The organism is Deltaproteobacteria bacterium (genome assembly GCA_005879535.1).
GTDB lineage: Bacteria > Myxococcota > Myxococcia > Myxococcales > 40CM-4-68-19 > 40CM-4-68-19.
Map to the genome: position 1 here is coordinate 1 of VBKI01000086.1, position 18,764 is coordinate 18,764.

18 protein-coding genes are annotated in these 18,764 nt (G+C 67.7%); 10 read left to right on the forward strand and 8 right to left on the reverse strand.

Annotation, left to right across the window (positions count from 1 at the left end):
* Positions 1–278: 278 nt before the first annotated feature.
* On the reverse strand, positions 279–761 hold the full coding sequence (locus E6J58_20220) for a hypothetical protein (protein TMB33624.1): 483 nt from the start codon (positions 759–761) through the stop codon (positions 279–281).
* A gap of 60 nt (positions 762–821) precedes the next feature.
* Here E6J58_20220 and E6J58_20225 point away from each other — a divergent pair, with 60 nt between their 5' ends.
* Positions 822–1,496, forward strand: coding sequence for a dienelactone hydrolase family protein (locus E6J58_20225; GenBank protein ID TMB33625.1), 675 nt, complete (start codon positions 822–824; stop codon positions 1,494–1,496).
* Here the strand turns inward: E6J58_20225 and E6J58_20230 are convergent, their stop codons facing one another.
* The 6 genes from E6J58_20230 to E6J58_20255 are packed head-to-tail and all read right to left on the reverse strand — an operon-like array spanning position 1,497 to position 8,292.
* Complete coding sequence (locus tag E6J58_20230) at positions 1,497–2,075, reverse strand: class I SAM-dependent methyltransferase (protein TMB33650.1); 579 nt, start codon at positions 2,073–2,075, stop codon at positions 1,497–1,499. It lies immediately after the preceding gene.
* A 38-nt stretch (positions 2,076–2,113) separates the two neighbouring features.
* Positions 2,114–4,144 carry a hypothetical protein gene (locus tag E6J58_20235; GenBank protein TMB33626.1) on the reverse strand — a complete coding sequence of 677 codons (2,031 nt, stop codon included), beginning with the start codon at positions 4,142–4,144 and terminating at the stop codon, positions 2,114–2,116.
* Positions 4,141–5,388, reverse strand: a complete 1,248-nt coding sequence (locus E6J58_20240; protein TMB33627.1) for an MFS transporter — start codon at positions 5,386–5,388, stop codon at positions 4,141–4,143. Before E6J58_20240 ends, E6J58_20235 begins: the two co-directional genes overlap by 4 nt.
* Entirely contained in the window at positions 5,385–6,311 is a 927-nt protein-coding gene (locus E6J58_20245) for a carbon-nitrogen hydrolase family protein (protein TMB33628.1), read from the reverse strand. Before E6J58_20245 ends, E6J58_20240 begins: the two co-directional genes overlap by 4 nt.
* Positions 6,312–6,315: 4 nt before the next feature.
* Positions 6,316–7,593 (reverse strand): iron-containing alcohol dehydrogenase, encoded by a 1,278-nt coding sequence (locus E6J58_20250; GenBank protein TMB33629.1) that lies wholly within the window; start codon positions 7,591–7,593, stop codon positions 6,316–6,318.
* 9 nt (positions 7,594–7,602) lie between these two features.
* Positions 7,603–8,292: a hypothetical protein gene (locus E6J58_20255; protein ID TMB33630.1), complete on the reverse strand. Its 690-nt coding sequence runs from the start codon at positions 8,290–8,292 to the stop codon at positions 7,603–7,605.
* Between the two features lie 137 nt (positions 8,293–8,429).
* On the opposite strand from E6J58_20255, the gene E6J58_20260 reads away from it, so the two are divergent.
* The 9 genes from E6J58_20260 to E6J58_20300 are packed head-to-tail and all read left to right on the forward strand — an operon-like array spanning position 8,430 to position 17,163.
* The gene (locus tag E6J58_20260) at positions 8,430–9,800 is read left to right on the forward strand and encodes a twin-arginine translocation signal domain-containing protein (GenBank protein TMB33651.1); all 1,371 of its coding nucleotides are present in this window, start codon (positions 8,430–8,432) and stop codon (positions 9,798–9,800) included.
* Positions 9,801–9,810: 10 nt separating this feature from the next.
* Positions 9,811–10,689, forward strand: a complete 879-nt coding sequence (locus E6J58_20265) for a branched-chain amino acid ABC transporter permease (GenBank protein TMB33631.1) — start codon at positions 9,811–9,813, stop codon at positions 10,687–10,689.
* Entirely contained in the window at positions 10,686–11,693 is a 1,008-nt protein-coding gene (locus E6J58_20270) for a branched-chain amino acid ABC transporter permease (protein ID TMB33632.1), read from the forward strand. Before E6J58_20265 ends, E6J58_20270 begins: the two co-directional genes overlap by 4 nt.
* A complete protein-coding gene (locus tag E6J58_20275) occupies positions 11,690–12,442 on the forward strand; it encodes an ABC transporter ATP-binding protein (protein TMB33633.1) in 753 nt (250 codons plus the stop codon). The genes E6J58_20270 and E6J58_20275 overlap by 4 nt, the downstream gene beginning before the upstream one ends.
* Entirely contained in the window at positions 12,435–13,145 is a 711-nt protein-coding gene (locus tag E6J58_20280; GenBank protein TMB33634.1) for an ABC transporter ATP-binding protein, read from the forward strand. The genes E6J58_20275 and E6J58_20280 overlap by 8 nt, the downstream gene beginning before the upstream one ends.
* A 4-nt stretch (positions 13,146–13,149) precedes the next feature.
* Positions 13,150–14,010, forward strand: coding sequence for an ABC transporter permease subunit (locus E6J58_20285; protein TMB33635.1), 861 nt, complete (start codon positions 13,150–13,152; stop codon positions 14,008–14,010).
* The gene (locus E6J58_20290; GenBank protein TMB33636.1) at positions 13,977–14,813 is read left to right on the forward strand and encodes an ABC transporter permease; all 837 of its coding nucleotides are present in this window, start codon (positions 13,977–13,979) and stop codon (positions 14,811–14,813) included. Before E6J58_20285 ends, E6J58_20290 begins: the two co-directional genes overlap by 34 nt.
* Positions 14,810–15,577: an ABC transporter ATP-binding protein gene (locus E6J58_20295; protein ID TMB33637.1), complete on the forward strand. Its 768-nt coding sequence runs from the start codon at positions 14,810–14,812 to the stop codon at positions 15,575–15,577. The genes E6J58_20290 and E6J58_20295 overlap by 4 nt, the downstream gene beginning before the upstream one ends.
* A 59-nt stretch (positions 15,578–15,636) precedes the next feature.
* Complete coding sequence (locus tag E6J58_20300; GenBank protein ID TMB33638.1) at positions 15,637–17,163, forward strand: Rieske 2Fe-2S domain-containing protein; 1,527 nt, start codon at positions 15,637–15,639, stop codon at positions 17,161–17,163.
* Between the two features lie 4 nt (positions 17,164–17,167).
* Here E6J58_20300 and E6J58_20305 read toward each other — a convergent pair whose 3' ends face one another.
* Positions 17,168–18,763, reverse strand: coding sequence for a Na+/H+ antiporter (locus E6J58_20305; GenBank protein TMB33639.1), 1,596 nt, complete (start codon positions 18,761–18,763; stop codon positions 17,168–17,170).
* Position 18,764: the final 1 nt, after the last annotated feature.

Consider the following 18,764-nt stretch of genomic DNA (forward strand, 5'->3'; position numbering starts at 1 on the left):
CGCGACATCATCATGTATCAGCAGCACCTGAGGCCCAAGGTCTACTACCCGGGCCATCTGACCGACGTCGCTCAGGCGGGCTCGGCGCTGTACCACAAGCTCAGCTGGCAGCAGACGGCGTACAACATGGGCTTCGTGCAAAGCGACTGGCCGGAGTTCCGCCTGCAGATCGATCCCAACGACTTCATGGTGCCGCAGGTCTTCAATCCGAAGGACGACCGCTGGAACAAGTCCAGCGCCCAGGAAGACCGGATCAAGTCGATGTGCCGGTGAGGTGATTACCCGGGGGGTCGCCGGGCGGCGGCGGATCTCGTCCGCCGCCGCCGCACGGCCCAGTGGCCAAGCAGGGTGCGCGCCTCGTCCGGCGAGAGCTTCTCCGCCGCCGACCGGGTTTCGCGCGGCACCCACTTGGGAAAGGGCGTCAGCACGTTGCGGTGCGCCCCGCTCGACGTGTGCTCCTGGCGCACCGCGGTCACGGACGCCGGTCCCAGTTCGTCCGCGAGCCGCACGACCGCCGGCCAGAGCCTGCGGTGCACGTACGTGATCTTGCCGTCCACGAGGCGAAAGCAGAGCACGTCGGGCGAGTCGGCAACGGCGTTGAGGGCGGAAAAGATCTCCTTCCCTCTTGGATGACCCCACCAACTCCCGCGGATCGGCTCGCCGGCGACGGCCTCCGCCAGATTGGGCACCGCGCCCTTTCCCGACGCGAGCACGACTCCGTGCCGCGAGACGAATTCGAGCGGGTCGAAGCGGTCTTTCACGCCTTCTCCATACAGCGTCCTAGCCGCGCGTTACACTGTCGCGACGCAACGGAGGAATCCATGGGAGACATGACTTCGTTTGCTCGCATGCGCGGCGGCACCGCGGAGGGTTACTACTCGCGGACGGGCGACGCAAAAGCGCCGGCCATCGTCGTGATCCAGGAGTGGTGGGGCTTGCAGGGACAGATCAAGGCCGTGTGCGACCGGCTGGCGCTGGCGGGGTTCACGACGCTCGCTCCCGATCTCTACGGCGGAAAGGTCGTCCCCTACCACGACGAAGGCGCCGCCAGCGCGGCGATGTCCGCGCTCGATTTCAAGGCTGTCACCGAGGACGCCGTGCGCGGCGCGGTGGCGCACTTGAAGAAGACGGCGTCGAAGGTGGGGCTCACCGGGTTCTGCATGGGCGGTGCGGTCACCGTCATCGGCGCGGCACGGATCCCCGAGTTGGACGCCGCCGTCTGCTTCTATGGGTTGCCGCCCCCCAACGTCGCCTCCGGCAAGGACGTGCGCGTGCCGCTGCAGGGGCACTTCGCGAGCGAGGACGACTGGATCACGCCGGAAAAGGTGGACGCGTTCGAGAACGATCTGAAGGCGGCGAAGAAGACGAACGAGATCTACCGGTACAAGGGGCACCACGCCTTCATGAACGAGGATCGCAGGGACGTTCACGATCCCAAGGCGGCGGCGGTCGCGTGGGAGCGTGCCCTGACCTGGTTCCGCCGCTACCTCGCATGATCAAATGGCAGCTGAGCCGATCACGAGCGGACGCGCCAGCGGTGCCGCTTTCGGAAAGATCTCGTGTCGCAAGTCCGACACGGCAAATCCTGCCGCGTGGATGTTCGCCACGGTGCGCCGGTTGCACTGGCAACCGCATCCGATCCACGACCACGGCATGCGCAGGCGATCCTGCCAGCGCGCGAGCCCCGGATCCTCCGACCGCACGTGCTCGAGGAAGAGCAGCCGGCCGCCGGGTTTCAGCAGCCGGCGGATCTCCGCCAGCGCGCGAGCCGGGTCCGTCACCGTGCAGAGCACGAGAGTCGCGACCGCGCAGTCGAAGCTCGCTGCCTCCAGCGGAAGTTGCTCGGCGCGAGCGCGAACCACGCGCGTCGGAATGCGGTAGCGCTGCAGCTTGCGCTCGAGGCGAATCGCCATCGGCTCCTCGGGTTCCGCGATCACCAGCTCGGTCACGCTGTCGGGGTAGAAGGGCAGGTTCGCGCCCGTGCCCCCGCCGATCTCCAGCACGCGTCCCCTGGCGCCGGCGAGCAGCGCCTGCCGGTGCGCCGACAACCCGGCCTTCTCGGCTTCCGCCATCATGCGGTCGTACAGCGCGGCGAAGATCTTCCTCCACGGACTCACGCCGCGGCCACGTCGACGCCAGCCTCGAATTCGGCCTGGCCGCTGGAAAAGGTCTCGAACAGGTCGACGGCGGCGTCGGGCACGAGGGCGGCTCCCGACGTCAGAGTGTTCAGCCCCTCCCAGCCGTCGCGCATCCAGACGGTGCCTGGCGGAACGCGGTCGGTGACGGATGCGCGCGCCTTCATCTCGCCGCGGTCGTTGAACATGCGAATCGTGTCGCTGTCGCTGATTCCACGGCGCGAGGCATCCGCCGGCGAAATCCAGAGGCGCGGCTCGGGATCCGCCTCTGCCAGCGTCGGCAGCATCCGGCCGTGATCGTAGAAGGCGTGGAAGTGATTCAGCGTGCGGCCGAAGCGCAGCGCCAGTGGATACGGCGAGGCAGGCGGCGGCTCGTACACCGGAAGCGAGGGGAGACCGAAGCTCCGCGCCCGATCGGAGACGAGCTCGACCTTTCCAGAGGGAGTGTCGAACCTGAGATCTGGATAGGCAACGTGCGAGATGCGCAGCGCGCGCATTCCGCCCTCGGCAGCGAGCGCGGCTGCCGTGGCATGCCCGGTGGCGGGGTGGTCGAGGATGGCGTCGAGCGGGCCGGTCCCTTCGGCCCAGGGAAAGAAGTCGTGAACCTCGAGGCGGCGCGCGAGCTCGCGCAGCACCCAGGAAGGCGATCGCGCCTCGCCGGGCGGCTCGAGCACCTTGGGCATCAGGTACAGGTGCGTGTTCGTGCTCTTGCACCCGGTATCCTCGAGCCACGACGTCGCCGGCAGGAGCAGATCCGCGTGGCGTCGCGCGGTGTCGTGCATGAACAGGTCGTAGCTCGCCAGCAGATCCAGGCCGTCCAGCGCCCTGCCGACGCGCGCCGCATCCGCGAACGACGAAACCATGTCGGTGCCGAACAACAACAAGACCCGGACGCGGCCCGTCTCGAGCGACTCGGTGATCTTCGACATCTGGTTCGGGACGTAGTCGCCGGGCCGCCTTCGCTCGCGCGCGGCGATGCTGGTGAGACCCTGGCCATGCGTCATCCCCGCATGCCTCGGTCCCATGCCGGCGCCCTCGATGCCGAGATTTCCCGTGAGTGCCGGCAGACAGGAAACGGCGCGCGCGCCCTGCCAGCCCTCGACGCCTTTGTGCATCGAGCTGCCGCCGAGGAGGATCATCCCCGGCCTGGTCGAGGCATAGCGGCGCGCCAGCGCGACGATGCCATCGGCGCTCACGCCGGTGGTCGCTGCCGCCCACTGCACGTCATGCTTTGCGACGTGGGCGGCGAGCGCGTCGAAGCCGAGAGTGTTCCGCTCGACGAAAGCGGCGTCGTACAGCCGCTCGCCGACGATGACGTGCATCATTCCGAGCGCGAGCGCGGCGTCGGTCCCCGGCCGGATCAGCAGGGTCTCGTCCGACTGCGCCGACGCCTCCGTCTGCCGCACGTCGATGGTGACGACGTACGCGCCGCGGCGCTTCGCGGCAGCCAGGTGACGGCCCGTCAGCGGCTGGCTCGCGACATTCGCTCCCCAGAGGAGGATGAGCGCCGCGTGCGACCCCATGTCCTCCTTCGTGTTCACGCGCAGAACGCCGGTGAGGCCGAGGCCGAAGGCGCCGAGCCCCCAGCAGATCATCGTCGGGCTCCACCACTGGCAGCCGTACAGGTTGGCGAACCTGCGGAGCAGCTCGGACGAGATCCGCGTGCCGTAGTCGTTGGCGAAGAATCCATGCCCCGACCAGGTACCGACTGCCGCCGACCCGACGGCACGCGCCCGCGCGGCGATGGTATCCAACGCGTCTTCCCAGGTCGTGCGCTGCCACGATCCACTGCGCGCCGCGCGGCGAAGCGGATGCACGATGCGCTTTGGATTGCCGATGATCTCGCGCGCCGCCTGGCCGCGGATGCAGAGGAATCCCCGGCTGTCGGGATTGTCCGGGTCGCCTCGAACGGCTTTGACGCTCCCATCCTCGACGTCGACCAGCATCCCGCAGAGCGTGGGATGGCAGTTCATCGGGCACATCGTGCGCACCGTGTGCAGCGGAGTCATGCGGCTGCCGCGGCCTCGACCCGCGCGTGACCCACCCGGAGCGCGGCGAGGACCGCCAATCCCTGGAACAGCGCGACGCCGTAGAGCACGGACGGGAACATTCCCCGGTCCAGCAATGGTCCGAAGAGGACGGGGGCTACCGACAATCCGGCATCGAGGCCCGAATAGACGAAGCCGTAGATGCGCCCGAACGAGCGCTGTCCAAAGCGATCCATTGCCGCCCGCCGGACCAGCAGGTCGCGAGAAGGGGTCGCGGTGCCTGTGCAGAAGCCGAAGATGGCCATCAAAGGAGTGACGGTCACCGGCGGAACTCCGCCGCTCGCGAGAACCAGTGCCATCGCCGCCGACATCACCAGCAGCACGGCGACGACGCGCTCGTGCGCCTCGTAGCGCGCCGCCAGAAATCCGCCCGCGGCGATTCCCGCCGCACCACCGAGCAGATAGATGGTCAGCGCCGACGCCGCGGCGGTGAGCGGCAGACCGTAGACGTGGTTCAGCACCGAGGGAGCGAAATTCTGCAGCGCGCTCACGCCCATCGTCGAGGCGAGGAAGAAGAAGAAGCACATCCAGACCGCGCCGACGCGCAGGAACGCGAACGGCGAGCTGCGCTCCGCGGCATGACCGGCGCCGGCGGCATGAGCGGGCGCGGGAGCGCTGAGGTTCCCGCGCAGCAGCACCACCGACGCGAACGCGACGAGTCCCAGACCCGCAGCGGACAGCGCGGCCGCGCGCCAACCCGCGGCGGAAGCGATGCCCGCCATCATCACCGGCGCGACGCCCCAGCCTACGTTGCCGGCGACGCCGTGCGCCGAGAAGGCGTGACCGAGGCGCGCCGGCGAGACGCGGCGATTGAGGACCGTGAAGTCCGCGGGATGGAAGACGGCGTTCCCCGCTCCGGCGAGCAACGCGGCCGCGACGAGCGCCGGGTAGCCCTGCGCCGATGCGAGCGCCAGCGCCGAAAGCGTCAGCAGCGCAAGCCCGGCGGAGAGGACGCGCTGCGCGCCGTACCGATCCACCGCGAACCCGGCCGCCGCCTGGCCAATGCCGGACACGACGAAGAACCCGGTGGTCAGCGTGCCCGCCTTGGTGAAGCTGAGGTTGAACTCCGACATCAGCCAGGGGAACAGCGAGGGAATGACCAGGTGGAAGAAGTGCGAGGTTCCGTGGGCGAAGCCGACGAGCGACATCACCTGGAAGTCGCCGGCGCGCACCGGCGCGGCCACGCTGAAGGCAGGCTTGTTCATCGTTCAGGCACCACCGGCTTCAAGGGACGCTCGTTGACGGAGAGCTGGAAGACGTCCGGGCGCGCGTAGTGCCCGGTCACGTCGAAGTCGTACTTCCCTCGCGCGATCTCGTCCATGTCCAGCTCTGCGCACAGGATGGCTTCTTCCTCGAAGACCGGTCCGGCCAGCACCTTGCCCGCCGGATCGATGATGCAGCTTCCTCCGCGCATGAGCACCGTCTGCGGCGCCTCACCCAATGCATTGGGGATGTCCGCCGGCAGGTCGGAGCGCCGCAGGACCTGGCAGGCCGTGAGCACGAAGCAGCGGCCTTCGAGGGCGACATGGCGCATGGTCGGCACCCAGGTCTCACGGTCGTCCGCCGTCGGGGCGCAATAGAGCTGCACTCCCTTGGAGTACATCGCCATGCGCAGCATCGGCATGTAGTTTTCCCAGCAGATCACCGCGCCGAGCCGCCCCAGGCTCGTGTCGAACACCGAGAGCGTCGAACCGTCCCCGAAGCCCCAGACGAGCCGCTCCGCGGCGGTGGGCATCAGCTTGCGGTGCTTGCCGAGGAACGCGCCGTCGTCGCCGAAGAAGAGCACCGTGCAGTACAGCGTGCCTCCGTCGCGCTCGATCACGCCGACCACCAGATGCAGGCGATGCTGGCGCGCAAGTTTCGACATCCGGTCCACGTCAGGCCCCGGCACTTCCACCGCGCTCTCGAAATACCGGCGGAACTGGTCGCGGCCTTCGCGCGTCCGCCGGCCGACCACCGCCCCGAAGTCGAGGCCCTTCGGATAGGCCGACACGAACGCCTCGGGAAAGACGGCGAGCTGCGCTCCCTGCCGCGCTGCCTCCGCCGTCAGATCGGCGACTTTGTCGAGCGTTCGCGCGCGATCGAACGCCACGGGCGCCGCCTGCACCACCGCCGCGCGGATCTTCATCGCCTCACCAGCCCTCGAGCGCGTCTGCGAAGAGGTGGGCGAGGTCCGTCTCGGACACGGGCCGGGGCGAGAGCTTCGTCACGCGCGCTTGCGGCAGCGTGCCCTCGACCAGCCTGGGGATGTCCGACTTCGTGTACCCCACCGAGCGCAGGCCGTTGGGCATAGATAGTCGCTGCATGATCGCGATCAGCCGGTCGGAAAGGATCTTCCCGGCGTCCTCCGGCTTCGCCCGCGATACGTCCGCGCCGAGGATCTCCGCGGCCACGAGGTGCCGGTCCGGGCAAGCCTGTGCGGTGAAGCGGAACACCGCCGGAGCGTTGAGGATGACGGACATGCCATGCGGCACGATCGGGTGGTCGCCAGGGAATCCCTCGGGCCGGAAATCGCGCACCATTCCGGAGACCGGGTAGGACATTCCATGCGGAAGATGCACGCCGGCGTTTCCGAATCCCACGCCGGCGTAGGACGCCGCGAGCTGCATCTTCTGTCGCGCCTCGTCGTCGTCGGGATTCTCCACGGCGCGGACGAAATACTTCGCGACCCAGCGCAGCGCTTCCAGCGACCAGACGTCGCTGATCGGATTGGACCCCTGGTAGGCGGGCCGCAGGACGGGCCGCTCCGGACGTGGGCGTTGGTGGAACGGGATCGCCGTGTAGGACTCGATGGCGTGGCTGAGGACGTCGAATCCGCTCGTCGCGGCGACCTGCGGCGGCATCGAGCGCGTATTCTCGGGGTCGAGGATGCCGAGCATGGGCTTCAGCCTGCGATGGGCGATGCCCGTCTTCGCGTGCAGCGGCGTGTAGTCGAAGATCGCCACGCCGGTGGTCTCGCTTCCGGTTCCCGCAGTGGTGGGAACGGCGATCAGCGGCTTGAGCGGCCCGGGAGCAGGCTTTCCCTTTCCGATGGGCGCGTTGACGTAGTCGAGAAAGTCGGCCGGATACGTGGAGTAGAGATTGGCCGCTTTCGCGGTATCGATGGTCGATCCGCCGCCCACGGCGACGAACGCGTCGAAGTCGCCCTGCGTGGCGAACTCGATCGCCTCGCGAAAGGAGACGTCGGTCGGCTCGACGTGGACGCGATCGAACAGCGAGTATCCGATCCGGTTGTCGCGCAGGCTCTCGACCACGGTGGCGACGGGCGCGAGCCGGGCGAGATTCGGATCGGTGAGGACCATCACCCGCTTCGCCTTCATCTCGGCGAGATCCATGCCGATCTCGCGCGTGACGCCGGCGCCGAATCGGATGCTGGAGGAAGCGAGCTCGAACGCGTATTCGGAAGCCATCCGTCCTCCTCAGGCTGGTTGGAGCGCGTCGTTGGAAGGACTGCCCGCGCGCCAGCCGAGCCAGATGACCGCGAGGGCCATCGCCACGAGCACCACCGCGATGCTGATGCGCGACAGCGTGCTGAAGAGTGTGAGCGTGCCGCTGGAGAGCCCGGTGAAGGCGAGTCCCACGACGGGAAGCACGGGAACGCCGCAACCGGCGAGCGTGCAGGGGCCCGTGGTCAGCCCCAGGATGCTGGTCATCGCGCCGGCGACGCCCGCAGGGCGAGCGGCCCTGGCGCCGACCCCGCAAGCTTCTCCTTGCCGCCGCCGATACGACCAGAGCGCGAAGTAGGTCCCGAAGATCAGGGAGGTGACGACGATGCGGGCGAGGGTGGGCACGTCGATGATGAAGCCCCAGTCGATGCCTTCGACCTTGTTGTCGGCGCTCACCCAGGCGATGGCCATGTTGGAGAGGAACGAAAGCTTCTTCGCCAGCGGCTCGTCGGACCGGAGATATTCGGGAAGGCGGGAGAGCCAGGGATTGAAGGTGAAGAAATCAAAAGGCCTGCGCGCGATGGAGAGGATCGCGACCGGCGCCGCGAGATTGAACACGGCCACCGCCGCGGTCACTCCCCAGACCACTTTCGCCCTGGACCGGAGCGCAGCGCCGATTCCGCGGAACGTTTGTCCGACTAAAGTCAGGCCTTTCCCCAACATCCAGAGCCCCTTTCGCGGAGGCGGAGGATACGTGACGGCCAGGCGATCGACAACCGGACGCCGTTGACTTTTTCAATGGCGGTGTGTTAGCGCGGCCAGTCATCTCCAGTCGCAGCTCCCTGATTTCAGGAGGCCATATGAAGGCGCGACCCACACGGCGGGATTTTCTCTCTCAACTCGGAGTCACCGCGGTAGCAGCGGTCGGAGGCTCGGCCGCCGGTCTGGGGATGGCGTCGATGGCCCACGCCCAGGAGAAGGCGAAGGGCACCATCCCCGACAAGCCGTTCAAGATCGGCCACATGACGTTCTTCACCGGCGCCGGAGCGGTGCTCGGCGAGCCCATGTACAAGGGCAACCTGCTCGCGGCCGACGAGATCAACGCGCAGGGAGGCCTGCTCGGGAAGAGGAAGATCGAGATCCTCAAGGCCGACGAGGCGGCCGGAACCGACGCGAACACCAAGGAGATGCGCCGGCTCAAGCTCTCCGAGAAGATCGACATGTTCATGGGGATCACCTCGAGCGGCAACACGCCCGCCCTCGGCCCCGTGGCGGAAGAGCTGAAGCTGCTCACCATCTTCGTCGATGGTTGCACCGACTTCCTCTTCGACAAGGCCGTCCCCAACCCGCGCTACATCTTCCGCATCACCAACATCCAGTCGGCGGACGGATCGACCTGCGCCCTGGGCGTCGCCATGACCTGGCCCGACGTGAAGAAGGTCGCGCACATCCATCCCGACTATTCATACGGGCGCAACTGCTTCGACCACTTCAGCATCGTCACCAAGAAGCTGCTTCCCCACGCGCAGAACGTCTCGGAAGCGTGGCCGAAGCTCTTCTCCACCGACTTCACCCCGCACATCACCAAGACGCTGGGGGCCAAGCCGGACCTGCTCGTCACCTCGCTCTGGGGCGGCGACTACGTCGCCTTCTACAAGCAGGCGCTGCAGCACGGGCTCTACAGCAAGATGAAGGTCGCCACGACGCTGGCGCTGGGGTCGGCGCCGCAGTCCATCGGAAAGGACCATCCGGAGGGCGTGCTCAGCGGCGTGCACGCGAACTACCACTTCAGCTATCCGGCCGGGAACCGGTGGCCGCTCAACAAGACCTTCGTCGAGAAGTACCACGCCAAGTTCAACGAGTACCCGAACTTCCAGGCGGAGGGCGCCTACACCGCGACCTACGCGCTGAAGACGGCCTTGGAGAAGGCGAACAAGCTGATGGGCGGATGGCCCGATGACGACGCGATCATCGGCCAGCTCGAGGGAATGATGATTCCCGGGCCGGGCGGCTACGTCTACATCCGCCCCGACAACCACCAGGGCTACAAGGACGCGATCACCGGCTTCAGCAAGAACACCCCGGACTATCCGTTCCCGATCCTCGACCCGGCCCGCATCATCACCATCCCGATCCGCAACATCACTGCGCCTCCGGGATGGCCGAAGGGCGAGCCGACGTCGACCTATACCTGGATCGACCAGACCTGGCCGACGGTGAAGACAGCCTGAACCGACGCAGGTGGACCTCCTCGTCATCCACCTGTTCAACGCGCTCCTCTACGCGTCGGTCCTGTTCCTCATCGCCGGCGGGTTGAGCCTGATCTACGGCGTAATGCGGATCGTGAACCTCGCGCACGGGAACCTCTTTGCCCTGGGCGCGTTCATCACCGCATCCGCGGTCGGGCAATGGTTCGCCGGCTCGACCTCGGCCTGGCTCTACCTGCTCCTTCCGCTCGGTGCTTTGGGGGCAGCAGCCCTCGGCGCGATCCTCGAGCCGACGTTGCTCCGGCCCTTCTACCGGCGGCCGGAGGAATACCAGCTGCTCGTCACGTTCGGCATCCTCATGATCCTCGAGGACGTCATGCGCTTCGTCTGGGGCCCCTATCCGGTCTCCGCGACGACGCTCTTCGAGAAGATGGGCAGCATGAACGTCGGGGACTGGATCTATCCCCGCTACAACCTGCTGGTGATCGCCGTCGGCGGCCTGGCCGCTCTTTTCCTCTGGGCGTTCATTTATCGCACCAACTTCGGCATCCTCCTCCGGGCCACCTCGCAGGACATGCGGCGGGCCTCGGCCCTCGGCGTCAATGTGAACCTCGTCTACGTCGAGGCCTTCACCATCGGCTGCTTCATGGCCGGCCTCGGCGGCGCCATCATCGTTCCCAGCCAGTCGGCGGTCCTGGGAATGGGCGTGGACGCGCTCGTGCTCTCCTTCATCGTCGTCGTCGTCGGAGGGCTGGGAAGCCTGGAGGGCGCGCTGGTGGGCGCGCTGATCGTCGGGATCATCCGGGAGATCGGCATCAGCATCTTTCCCGAGATCGAGCTGGCGGTGCTCTACCTGATCGCGGCCATCGTGCTGCTAGTCCGACCGGCGGGACTCTTTGGCCGGGCGACATGAGCGCCATCGCCCTCCGCCCCGCGGCGCTGCGGTCGCCGCTCTGGATCCTGGTCTGGGCGGTGCCCATCGCGGCGCTGCTCGGCCTGGCCCCCTGGGCGCTCGATCCGTACCAGACGATCCTGCTCGCCTACGGCCTGGTGATGGCCATTGCCGTGCTCGGCTTCAACCTCCTGCTCGGCTACACGGGGCTGCTCTCCTTCGGCCATTCGGCGTACTTCGGCGTGGGCGCCTACGCGGTGGCGTTCATGGTCAAGTACCTGCACTTCCAGTCGATGGAGCTGTTCCTCCTCGGCACCATCGTCGCCTCCATCGTGGTGACGTTCGTCTTCGGCTACGTCTGCGTCCGGTACACGCGCATCTTCTTCAGCATCCTCACGCTCGCGCTTTCCCAGGTCCTCTGGAGCCTCGCCTTCAAGTTCTTCTGGGTGACCGGAGGGACCGACGGCCTGCGCGTGCCGACGCCGAAGCTCCTCGGCGTCGCGTTTGGAGAGAAGGAAGACAAGATCCAGTTCCTCTCCCACGGCTACTACTATTACGTCCTGGCAGTCTTCGTCGTCTTCGTGGCGGTGATGTGGGTCATCGTCCACTCGCCGTTCGGCAAGGCGCTGCAGGCCATCCGCGACAACGAGACCCGGGCGCGCTTCGTCGGGATCCGGATCCGGCACTACCGGCTCCTCGCCTTCCTCGTGTCGGGAGTCTTCACCGCCATCGCCGGAGCGCTGTGGGTCCCGCTCAACGGGCTCACCACGCCGGACATCCTCTACTGGCCGTTCTCGGGAGAGATCGTCTTCATGTCCGTGCTGGGCGGCTTCCGCAACTTCACCGGCCCCATCGTCGGCGCGGTAGTCTTCAATTACCTGAAGACTTACGCCGTCGGCTTCACGGTGTACTGGCAGGCGCTGCTCGGAATCGTCCTGGTGGTGCTGGTCGTCGCGCTTCCCACCGGGATCGTCGGCACGGCCAAGCTGCTGGCAGCGGCGGCCAGGAGGCGGTTCGCGCAATGAATTACCTGGAGACGACGAAGCTGACCAAGTACTTCGGCGATACCCACGCCGTCGACAAGGTCGACTTCGCGATCGGCGAGGGCGAGGTCGTCTCGCTGATCGGTTCCAACGGCGCGGGCAAGACCAGCCTGGTGAACCTGATCAGCGGCCTCTTGCAGCCCGACAGCGGTCGCATCGTCTTCCGCGGTGAAGACGTCACGAACCAGTCGGTGCAGGACCGCATCAAGGGCGGCATCGCCCGGAGCTTCCAGATCGTCAACCTCTTCGACGAGCTGACGGTCGTCGACAACGTGGCGCTCTCCATCTTTGCCCGCGAGGGAAAGACCCGCTGGTTCTTCACTCTGGCGGATCACTACGGCGCGATCTGGGACGAAGCCAACGACATCCTCCACCAGTTCGGGCTGGATCTGAAAGCGCAACAGCTCGCCGGCGGCATCTCCCAGGGAGAGCGCAAGCTGCTCGACGTGGCCGTCGCCTACGCGCTCAAGCCGCGGCTGCTCTTCCTCGACGAGCCGACCAGCGGCGTCAGCACGCGTGAGAAGGCGCCGATCATGGACGTGATCAGCTCGATCGTCCGGTCGAACAGGATCACCGCGGTCGTCATCGAGCACGACATGGACATCATCTTCAAGTACTCCGACCGCATCGTGGTCATGCACCAGGGCCTGATCCTCGCCAGCGGCACCCCGGAGGAGATTCGCAGCAACGAGTCGGTGAAGGACGCAGTGTTCGGGCCTACCCATGCTTGAGCTGCAGGCCATCCATACGTATCGCGGCCGCGCGCAGATCCTCCGGCAGGTCTCGCTGGAAGTGGGCGACAGGGAATCAGTGGTCCTGGTCGGACGCAACGGCGCCGGCAAGACCACCACCATCGACAGCATCATCGGCCTGCTGCCGCTGCGCTCCGGCAAGATCACCTTCCAGGGCCAGGACATCAGCACGATGCCGCCGTACCGGCGAGCGCGGCTCGGCATCGGCTACGCGCCCGAGGACAGCGGCCTCTTTCCCGACCTGACGGTGGAGGAAAATCTGCAGATCTGCCGCTTGCTCGCGAAGTCGTCGGGACGGGCCGCACAGGAGTCGGAGGCGAACGACCGCGTCTACTCGGTGTTTCCGGAAGTGCGGCAGTTCACCCAGCGGCGCGGGCTGTTCCTGAGCGGCGGGCAGAAGAAGATGGTGGCCATCGCGCGGGCGATGATGCTGTCGCCGGCGATTCTCCTGCTCGACGAGCCTTTCGAGGGGCTCGCGCCGGTGGTCGTGACGCGGCTGATCGACGCCGTGCGGAAGATCAAGGAGATGAAAATCTCGGTGTTGATCGCGGAGTCGAACCTCGCCAATGCGAGCCGGGTCGCGGACCGCCTCTATGCGATCGATCGCGGCGAGATCATCTATAAGGGCGATCCAAGGCAGGTCATGGACAACAAGGAAGTGATGAGCACGATCCACGGATAGCCGATTGGCGCGCCGCTCCCTCCTCTGGATCGTCTCCCTCGCAGCGCTGATCTTCGCGTACATGCTGGTCGCGCGGGCCATCTCGCGACCTGACATCGTCCCGCCCGCCGAAGACATCGCGGGTGCATTCGCGGCGCTGGTGGGACGCGGTCAACAGTCGCCCGCGAGCGACATGCCCGGGATGGACATGCCGGCGCATCACCATCATTCCAGCGACCAGGTCGACACGTTGCTGCAGGAGGGCGTGACGCTGCAGGCGTCGCTGGCGGTCACCACGGCCCGCGTCCTCTTCGGTCTGATCGTCGGCTTGCCGCTCGGCATGCTGATGGGCCTTCTCATGGGCTGGAGCCGCCGCGCCGATGACTACCTGCACCCGATCTACGTCCTGGTCCGCTCGGTGCCGCCGCTGTCGCTCATCACCTACATCATGCTCTGGCTCGGGCACAGCGAAGCGCACCGCTTGATTCCCATCGTGTACGCGGTCGCCGTCACGGCGGTGATTCCCACCTATCACGGCGTGCGCGACGTCGCCGGCAAGTACGTGGTGGCTGCGCGATCGCTCGGAGCGAGGGGACGGCTCCTCCTCGCCAAGGTGGTGCTGCCGGCCGCCGCACCGGCGATGCTGGGCGGTCTCCGGTACTCGGTCGCCATCGCCTGGATGACGGCGGTCGGCGCCGAGATGCTGATGGCCGAGAACGGCATGGGCAACCTCCTGGTGGGCGGAGGCATGTGGTCGTCGCGGTTGCAGATGCGGTCGGATCCCGCGGTGATCATCGTCGGCATTCTCGTGCTGGCCGGTGCGGGGTGGGCGATGGACCTCGCGGCGAGAGCGTGGAGCGCGCGGCTGACGCGCTGGGCGAGATGATGGGCGCCGTGCGGGTCAGGCGGGCGATCGTTGCCCTTGTGGCGGTCGCGGTGCTGTACGGGATTGCGGCGCAGATCGGTCGCGGGCGTCTGCCCGATCGGATCTGGATGGGCGCGCACTACGTCGACAACGTCAAGCTCCTCCCCACCTGGCAGCAGCTCGCCGAGGAGGGAGCATATCTCGTCGAGTCGGAGATCCTTTTGGACAGCGTGGTGGTGAGCACGAGGAGGGTCGCGATCGGGCTCGTTCTCGGCTCGGTCGCCGGGATTCTCCTCGGACTTTTGACGGGATGGGCGTCCCGCATCGAATCCCTCGCGGACCCGTGGGTGACGTTCTTCCGCTTCGCCCCGGCGCTCGCGCTGCTGCCGCTCTACGTGGTCTGGTTCGGGTACGGCGAGACCTCCAAAGTCCTCCTCATCGCCACGAACGTCGCGGTGATCACGCTTCTCGGCGCGCACCAGGGCGTGCGGGGAGTGCCGCGCGTCTATCTCGACGCGGCCGCTTCTCTCGGCGCGGGGCGCTGGCTCCGCTTCCGCAAGATCGTCCTGCCCGCCGCCTTTCCCTCGATCTTCGGCAGCGTCCGCATCGCTGTCGGTCTGGCGTGGGTCACCATCGTCGTCGCCGAGCTGATCGATGCGAGGATGCCGAGCCTCGGATACCTGCTGGCGCTCTCCGGCACCTACCCGCGGGTGCCGACGATGCTGATCGCGCTCGCGACCGTGGGCGCGCTCGTGCTCGTCTTCGACCTGCTGGCGCTGCTGCTGCACGCCCGGGCGACGCGCTGGATGGGCCGAACGGCATGACGGCGACCCTGTCGCCGCCGGCGCTCGAAGCGGAGGACGTCAGCTACACCTACTCCGGGCCGCCGCCGACGCACGCGCTGCAGAATCTCACGCTGCGCGTGAGGGACAACGAGTTCCTCGCCGTGCTGGGCCCGGTGGGCTGCGCCAAGACGACGCTGCTGCGCATCTTCGCGGGCTTTCTTCGCCCGACGTCGGGAAAGGTCCGTTGCGCCGGGTCGGGCATCGACGGGCCCGGGTGGCAGAGGGGCTACGTCCTGCAGGAGCAGGCCATCTTTCCCTGGATGACGGTGCGCGAGAACGTCGAGTTCGGCCTGCTCGCCAAAGGCGTCGAGCCGTCGGCGCGGGAAGCGGTCAGCGACGAGCTGATCAAGCTGATCGGACTGACGGCCTTCGAGGCGGCATATCCGAAGGATCTCTCCGCGGGAATGTCGAAGATGGTCGAGGTGGTGCGCGTGCTTGCCACCGATCCCTCCATCCTGCTGCTCGACGAGCCCTTCGGGGCGCTCGACGCGCAGACCCGCGCGCGGATGCAGGACGCGCTGGCGCGGCTCTGGGAGCAGCGGCGCAAGACGGTGCTGTTCGTGACGCACGACGTGGAGGAGGCGCTGTACCTGGCTGACCGGATCGTCGTGCTCTCCGAGCGCCCGGGCAAGCTCAAGGCGCAGTTCGAGGTGGCGGTTCCGCGGCCGCGCTCGGTGGACACGCGGTTCTCCGCCGGATTCCTCGCGCTGAAGCGCGAGATTTGGGACGCCACCGGCCGCTGAATTACGCCAGAGGCGGGAACTTCCCGGCCGTCGACGCATCACATCATCTGGGAGATCGCATGAGCACGCCACAGGAGCTGAAGGGTCCGGACTTCGGCGCCGGTCTCGATGCCGGGCAGCTCAGGGATGGCGAGCAGCTCCTCGGCCATGCTGCGGGCGAACCGGTCGTCCTCGTGCGTCGCGGGAGCGAGATCTGCGCCGTCGGCGCCGTCTGCTCGCATTACGGAGGGCCACTGGCGGAGGGCATCGTGGAGGGCGGCACGATCCGGTGCCCGTGGCATCACGCCCGCTACGATCTGCGCACCGGCGCGCCGGAGCGGCCGGGGCGCGACGCGATCGCCTGCTATCGCGTCGAGCAGCAGGGCGGTCGCGTCCGCGTCGGGGAGCGGCTCGCCATCGCCCAACCGCGGTCTGCCGCCGGACCGCAGAGCGTCGTGATCGTCGGAGCCGGAGCGGCGGGCAATGCCTGCGCCGAGGAGCTGCGCCGGCAAGGCTACGAGAAGGCGATCACGATGGTCGGCGCGGAGGCGCCCGTCGATCGGCCGAACCTGAGCAAGGACTATCTCGCCGGGACTGCGCCGGAGGAATGGGTGCCGCTGCGCGGCCGCGACTTCTATCCCGCACAGCGCATCGATCTCGTCGACCAGGTCGAGGTCACCGCAATCGACGTCGGACGGCGCGAGGTGCGGCTCTCGACCGGGCGGACGCTCGGGTACGGCGCGCTGCTCCTGTCCACCGGCGCGGATGCCATCCGGCTCCCCATTCCTGGAGCGGAACGCGCGCTCACGCTGCGCTCGTTCGCGGACAGCAAGGCGCTTGCGGCGCGCGCCGTGGCGGGCAAGCGAGCGGTGATGATCGGCGCGAGCTTCATCGGGCTGGAGGTGGCGGCCTCCCTGCGCGCGCGGAACCTGGACGTCTCCGTCGTCGCGCCCGAGAGCCGGCCGCTGGAACGCGTTCTTGGGCCGGAGCTGGGCGATTTCGTCCGCGCCGTGCACGGGGAACACGGCGTCCGATTCCATCTCGGGCGCAAGCCGGTGCGAATCGACGCCGGATCCGTGACGCTGGACGACGGCACTTCGATTCCGGCGGAGCTGGTGGTGATGGGCGTCGGCGTGCGGCCGCGGCTGCAGATCGCGGAGCTGGCCGGATTGCGGATGGACCGCGGCGTGGTCGTCGACGCGAGCCTGCGCACCAGCGTGGAGGGCATCTGGGCAGCCGGAGACATCGCGCGCTTTCCCGACGCGCGCAGCGGCAGGTCGATCCGCGTGGAGCACTGGGTGGTGGCGGAGCGCCAGGGGCAGCATGCCGCCCGCGCCATGCTGGGGGCGCGCGAGCCGTATCGCGCTGTCCCGTTCTTCTGGAGCCAGCACTACGACGTGCCCATCGCATACGTGGGGCACGCGGAGGGATGGGACTCGATCGAGGTCAAGGGCAACATCGCCGGCCGCGATTGCATCGTCGCGTATCGGCAGGCAGGCCGGGTGCAAGCGGTGGCCTCGATCTACCGCGACCGCGAAAGCCTGCTCGTCGAGGCAGCCATGGAACGCGGCGACGAAGCGGCCCTCGAAGCAATCTTGCGGGCGTAGCCGCTTACTTGCGCGCGGGCTGGGTGCGCGCCTCGCGCAGGTCCAGCTCGTGCTCGAGCTCTCGCAGCACTTCGTCGTTGATGCGCCGTTCGTCGCGGAGCCGGATGGCCGACTCGCGTTCGGCGCGCAGGAGCTCGCGGGAGATCTCGCGGGACGTGCGGTGCACATCGCCATCGCCGGTTCCAGCGGCGTCGAGGTTCGCGAGACGTTGGCGGTAGTGTTGCGCCAGATCGTCGTACACCGGCGTCAACGCATCGCTGCCGCCCGCGCGAATCTGCTCGAGGCGCGAGAGCGCCGACTGGAGCACGATCCGGCGCGCCTCCTTTTCCTCGCAGTCCGGTCCTGGGGGCGTCTCCAGGCCGAGGAGCCGGATCAGCGGGGGCAGCGTCAGTCCCTGGAAGAGGAGCGTGGCGACGATCACACAGAATGTGAAGAAGACGATCGCGTTCTTCAGCGGGAACGCCGTTCCTTCCGCCAAGGTGCGGGGCAGCGCCATCGCCGCGGCCAGCGCGATCACGCCGCGCATACCCGCCCAGCCGACGATGAGGAGCTGCCGCGGGGTTGGTATCGGATCCTCCTGATGGAGGAAACGGTGGCGGATGAAGTACGAAAGCCGTGCGCCTGGAAACACCCAGACGACGCGGAGGGCGATGACCACGGCGCTCAATGCCGCTCCGGCAAGGAGCATCTTCCCGAGACCCGCCTTCTGGATGCCGGCCACGACCACCGGAAGCTGAAGGCCGATGAGGACGAAGACGAGCCCGTTGAGCGTGAAGGTGAGCGCGTTCCAGACCGAATACGCCTGCAGGCGGACGGTGGGCGAGAAGAAGTACGTGCTCCTCCGGCCGAGGTAGAGACCGGCAGCAACCACCGCGAGGACGCCAGAAGCGTGGATCGCGTCAGCGATCAGGTACGCGCCGTACGGCACGAGGACGCTGATGGCGATCTCGATGGGTCCATCGTCGATCCGCCGCTCGAACCAGTCGACGACCAGGCCAAGCAGCAGCCCGACGCCGAGTCCGCAAGCGACGAGATAGCTGAGCCGGAAGAGCACGAACGAGGCCGGCGGAATCTCTCCCCAGGTGAGCAGCAGCACGCCCATCTCGACCGCGAGCAGGCCGGTCGCGTCGTTGACCAGGCTCTCGCCTTCGAGGACGTCGACGATGCGGCGCGGAAGCCCCATGTTCCTCGCGATCGAGGTCGCGGCGATGGCGTCGGTGGGGGAGACGACGGCGCCCAGCACGAAGCCGATCCGCCAATCGAAACCGGGCGCGATCCAGCCGGCGACGGCTGCGACGCCGGCCACGGTGAAGGCGACCAGACCGACGGCGAGCGAAGTAATGCTGACGAGATTGTGGGAGAACTCGCGCCAGGGCGTATTCCAGGCGGCGCCGTAGAGCAGCGGCGGCAGCACCACGAAGAAGATGACGTCCGGATCGAGCGTCGTCGAGGGAAGGCCGGGGATGAAGCTCACCAGCAGGCCGGCGACGAGCAGCACGAGGGGATACGGCACCCGCAGTCGCTGCGCCAGGGCGCCGAACGCGACGACCACGAGGAGGAGCACGACGAACACGAACTGGGCGGCGTGCGCTCCGGTCACG

What these genes read in the sequence shown, in the direction of transcription:
- E6J58_20270 (TMB33632.1), top strand. Translation starts at nt 10,686, where the DNA reads ATGAGCGCCATCGCCCTCCGCCCCGCGGCGCTGCGGTCGCCGCTCTGG.
- E6J58_20225 (TMB33625.1), top strand. Translation starts at nt 822, where the DNA reads ATGGGAGACATGACTTCGTTTGCTCGCATGCGCGGCGGCACCGCGGAG.
- E6J58_20250 (TMB33629.1), bottom strand. Translation starts at nt 7,593, where the DNA reads ATGGCTTCCGAATACGCGTTCGAGCTCGCTTCCTCCAGCATCCGATTC.
- E6J58_20235 (TMB33626.1), bottom strand. Translation starts at nt 4,144, where the DNA reads ATGACTCCGCTGCACACGGTGCGCACGATGTGCCCGATGAACTGCCAT.
- E6J58_20280 (TMB33634.1), top strand. Translation starts at nt 12,435, where the DNA reads ATGCTTGAGCTGCAGGCCATCCATACGTATCGCGGCCGCGCGCAGATC.
- E6J58_20245 (TMB33628.1), bottom strand. Translation starts at nt 6,311, where the DNA reads ATGAAGATCCGCGCGGCGGTGGTGCAGGCGGCGCCCGTGGCGTTCGAT.
- E6J58_20295 (TMB33637.1), top strand. Translation starts at nt 14,810, where the DNA reads ATGACGGCGACCCTGTCGCCGCCGGCGCTCGAAGCGGAGGACGTCAGC.
- E6J58_20260 (TMB33651.1), top strand. Translation starts at nt 8,430, where the DNA reads ATGAAGGCGCGACCCACACGGCGGGATTTTCTCTCTCAACTCGGAGTC.
- E6J58_20300 (TMB33638.1), top strand. Translation starts at nt 15,637, where the DNA reads ATGAGCACGCCACAGGAGCTGAAGGGTCCGGACTTCGGCGCCGGTCTC.
- E6J58_20240 (TMB33627.1), bottom strand. Translation starts at nt 5,388, where the DNA reads ATGAACAAGCCTGCCTTCAGCGTGGCCGCGCCGGTGCGCGCCGGCGAC.
- E6J58_20255 (TMB33630.1), bottom strand. Translation starts at nt 8,292, where the DNA reads ATGTTGGGGAAAGGCCTGACTTTAGTCGGACAAACGTTCCGCGGAATC.
- E6J58_20230 (TMB33650.1), bottom strand. Translation starts at nt 2,075, where the DNA reads ATGATGGCGGAAGCCGAGAAGGCCGGGTTGTCGGCGCACCGGCAGGCG.
- E6J58_20275 (TMB33633.1), top strand. Translation starts at nt 11,690, where the DNA reads ATGAATTACCTGGAGACGACGAAGCTGACCAAGTACTTCGGCGATACC.